This window comes from Bartonella sp. LB28NMGDW (genome assembly GCF_042194435.1).
GTDB classification, from domain to species: domain Bacteria; phylum Pseudomonadota; class Alphaproteobacteria; order Rhizobiales; family Rhizobiaceae; genus Bartonella; species Bartonella grahamii.
On sequence record NZ_JBHIMX010000044.1, the window covers coordinates 1 to 3,963 of the forward strand.

Genomic DNA, 3,963 nt, shown 5'->3' on the forward strand with positions numbered 1-3,963 from the left:
CGCAAGATTGGGAATTCAGAACTGATAAAGCGTCCTTCTTTCGGCAATTCCATGTCGAGTTTTTTGGTTTTGGTCATCTCTCATTTTCCCCTCATAATATACCGGCACCAAAATCACACACCATTGACCGTGCCGCCGGTCCACCGGTAAGCGTGAGTTTCAAGCGCGCTTGTTTGGCTGTTTTATCACCACTGATAAATTTGCGCTCTGTCCAAAGCGGCTCGGCAAGTTGTTCTGTTTCCTCTAATTTCAAAGGGGTGAAAGCACCATCATCCAGTTGCATCTCCAGTGAAAAGGTTGCACCGCCCGGTAAAAATGTTTTGATATAGCTGGTCAACCTTGCCTTTTCCCCAAAGGCAAAAGCACGGGTGACATAAGTGGCTTCTTTATGGATCTTTCCTGCAATCAATTGAACAGGAGCAAACAAAACAGGTGAGAGCTTTTCTGTTCCTTTGAGAATAGCGCGAAGCTTTACCTTTTCACTGATATATTCGGTAAGACTGAGTAATTGAAAGGGTAGAAGTTGATAAACCGTGCCGTTGTTTCGTTCAATTTCAAAGATGACAGAACAATCGCTTGAAGGCAATTCAATGGCTGCGCGTATTTGCAAATCAGAACAATCAACAAGATCAAAAGTGCCAAGATCAATGGTTTTTTCTGTTTGTGTGTAGCGGGCTGCCAACACTCGAAAGGCTAAAGCCTCATCTTGATGAGCAGTCCAGCTTTGTGCGTTAACTGAAGAAAAGCGTGGTCCCGTTACATAAGGGTGGCTTGAAACATATCTCTGATGTTCTGCATCAAAATCCCCAAGCTTTGCTAAGGAGACAGAATGATTACTATCATCTGTCTTGATAACGAAAGCCGTTAAGCGGTCATCGGGGACAAGGAGTGGTACATCATAGCGTGCCTCTGCCCAACCAGTTTTTGCGCCCTTCATGGAATAAAAGCTTTGTGCTTGGATATCGGCGGTCGGATAACCGTTTTCAGTGGTGACCAAATCAATCACCAAATCATGGTTTTGATTACCGATTTTGCAAAGATGAAAGTCAATACCGGTGATTTGCCGTGTTTCATCGGGTGTAAAAACTTGTGCTTGTGGATCCACTTGTGTCCATATTTTTACTGTGGTGGTGCGCCGCATCACTTTCACATCAATCACACCTTGACCGGTAAAAAGCCCCGTTGCAATTGTTCCACCTCTGCCTTGTGCAATAACATTTTTTGTGCCAGCGGTGATATTTTGTGGAATCTTAAAAGTGCTTTCAAGGACGCCATAGGAATTGGCAAAAAGGGGATAATTAGGCAAGACATTCACACCATCAAAAGTGAGGCTCTCTAGTTTTTCGCCTTTGCCAAAACCTTCAATTTTAAAGGAAAGGGTAATTTGTCTTAAAAAATTGATTTGCTCTTGGGTCGCACTCACCAAATCATCACGCACTTCTGTTTTACGGATAGTTCTGCCACGGTTCCTGCCCATGATGATCTGATTGGTGATACCGGAGAGCCAATCGGTGCGCTGTTCGTGCCAAAAGTCTGTCGCGGGTTCAAGGGTTACTGTACCAGGCAGGGGTGCAAAATTTTGATAGGGGTTGATCTTTTCGCAAGCCGTTGTCAACTCTTGCGCAATGATCACTTCATTTGTCCAGTCAAGGGTGACAGGCGCTTTTAAAGGAGCAGTGTAGAATGTTGGGTCAATAGCAAGCTGCAAAATGCCGTTGCCTACAGCCCCCGTTTGTTGAAAGCCTTCATCTCTGTAACTATCATCAAGAAAGGGATCAGCGAACATGCCTTTTTTAGCGACAGGTTCTTTAGAGTCCACATTGCTTTTAATGCGCTCTAACTGCATCAGCCTGTCAAGGGAGAGCACCCGTTGAAAATAGCGCCACATCTCATCATAGGGGGCAACACGCGTTCCATCATTGACAACAACCGGCGTTTCAAGCCAATTGTTGGTGATCGTTGCAAGGGACAACACATCATCAGGGACACTGGGTGCCATGGGATGATCTGATGAAACTCCTTTGATATATACGACATTGCCTTGTGTGTTGAGACCTATACGGTCAATGCGGGGCAATTTGTAAGTGTAACTGACGATAATATCACCACCTTGCGCCCCACCTGAGACAGTGATTTCCTGCGCTGTTACTTTATCAGCCGTGATTTTTGCGCGGGTGCGATAAGTCACCTTATAGCTGCTCCCTGCTAAAGGTTCGTCTCCTATGGGCGCCCAATCAATGGTATCTCCGGTTTTTTTAAAATCTGTTCCTTCTTTAAATTCCCTACTTCCTTGAACGACTTTAATAAACGCGGTGATGCTTTTATCCGGCACACCATCACGCCCTGCGGCAACGGCACCGCGGGTGACGTTAACGGTTTTTTCTTTTGTCAACAAAAGAGACTGAATATCGGCAATAGGAAAATAATAGGGTTTAAAGGTAAAACTTGTTTTCCCTTTTGGGGGCGCAAAAATATGCGTTTCGCTTGGAACAACGCTTGTTGAAAAGTCTTGCACCTCTTCATGGCGCAAGGCGGCAAGGCGTTTGCGTTTAAAGCCATTGATATTGGCTTCTCCTTCTTGAATACTAAACACTTGGCAACCATTATTTGCTCCCAATGCGCTTACACGGCAGCCACTCACGATATAATGTCCATGGGCGCGGTCGTACGTCGCAATAGCTTGCATGGCGGGTTCAAGCAATGAGGGCGATTTTTGATCAATCAGAACACCATCTTGTAAAATATAAACGGGAAAGAAAGTGCCATTCTGCGCATCCTCTTTCAGTGCCCAAACAAGCTTTGCTGTTTCGCGTGCGGCGCCAGGCTCTCCTTCTGCCAAAGTGCCAGGGACTTGCCCCAACAGCTCTGGATCATCTTCGTGTGTTATCCATTTTTTTTGTAGCTTCACACCAATTTCCAAGCGCCCAATCATGGCAACATTGTTGAGTACAGCAGGTGCAACGGGGAAAATATCGCCTGCAATATAAATCTTGCCATCCGTTAACGTTACGGTCCTTGTCTCTTTGTTGACAAAAGCATCAGCCCGTTCAACGCGATCTCCTTCTTGTGCCACAAGGCGCCCTAAACGATTGTGACGACCTCTTATAATGGTTTGAACCTCATTCAGTTCACCACTTTGAATAAAGGGACGCGTGCCATAAAAGACAACGCTTTGTTGTTCCTCTTTGCCGCGAGATCTGTCAATTGCAAAGGGTAAACCACTTTCATGCTTCATATTAAAACCTCAATAAAATCTTGAATTGTTCGCGAACATCGGCACGCAAAGGAATATTGACAGGCGTTTTGAGTATCTCGACACCGCCATTTAGTTCATTGGCGTCACACCAAAGCTTGCCAACCGCTATGTTTTCTGCGGGGGTAGCATGAACGAGAATGGAAACAAATGCGGCTTGTTTGCCGTCAACATCGTGAAAGTCTGTACGGGCTGCCAGAAACAACAGAGTGCCTGTTGTAGAAGGGTTAAATCTGCCGCCACAATGGCTGTACACACCATCCAAAGCCTGTTCGACAGGCGCTACAGCATAGCATCTGCGATACCCAATCGCGCTATTTTGTCTGTCTCTTAACACGAGATAAAGCGTGCGACCATGAAACCATTCTGCCATCAGCATATCGCGTTCATGTTTTTTGACCGAACACCACGGAAAATTTGCCATATCCCATGGATAATCGATTTGGTTCCAGCTTAACTCTTCATCCCCATCATCTATCCAATTACCAATAAGCCTGCCTTCTTCTCTTGTGAGCGTGTGATTGATCTCTGTTGTGCGTCCAAAGGAAAACAAAGTGTCCCCAGCTGTTAAACGAACACCGCTTTCATACTCCAACATGCTGTCATCAAGGCGTGACATATTGCATTCAACAGCTTGCACATCATAACCATAGGTCCCACGGCGAAAATCAGAGCGCAAACTTTTGGAAAGGTCGGTAATCGCTTCAATG

The 3,963-nt window shown here is 45.6% G+C and carries 1 protein-coding gene and 1 pseudogene; both read right to left on the reverse strand.

Annotation, left to right across the window (positions count from 1 at the left end; translation table 11 throughout):
* Positions 1 to 91: 91 nt before the first annotated feature.
* Positions 92 to 3,235, reverse strand: a complete 3,144-nt coding sequence (locus ACFIKG_RS08735) for a DUF4815 domain-containing protein (protein ID WP_375652138.1) — start codon at positions 3,233 to 3,235, stop codon at positions 92 to 94.
* Between the two features lies 1 nt (position 3,236).
* A pseudogene (locus ACFIKG_RS08740) lies at positions 3,237 to 3,963 on the reverse strand (phage tail protein); the annotation flags it as partial.

Bases quoted from the DNA above. Each gene is read 5' to 3' on its own strand.
- ACFIKG_RS08735 (WP_375652138.1), bottom strand. From the start codon at position 3,235: ATGAAGCATGAAAGTGGTTTACCCTTTGCAATTGACAGATCTCGCGGC.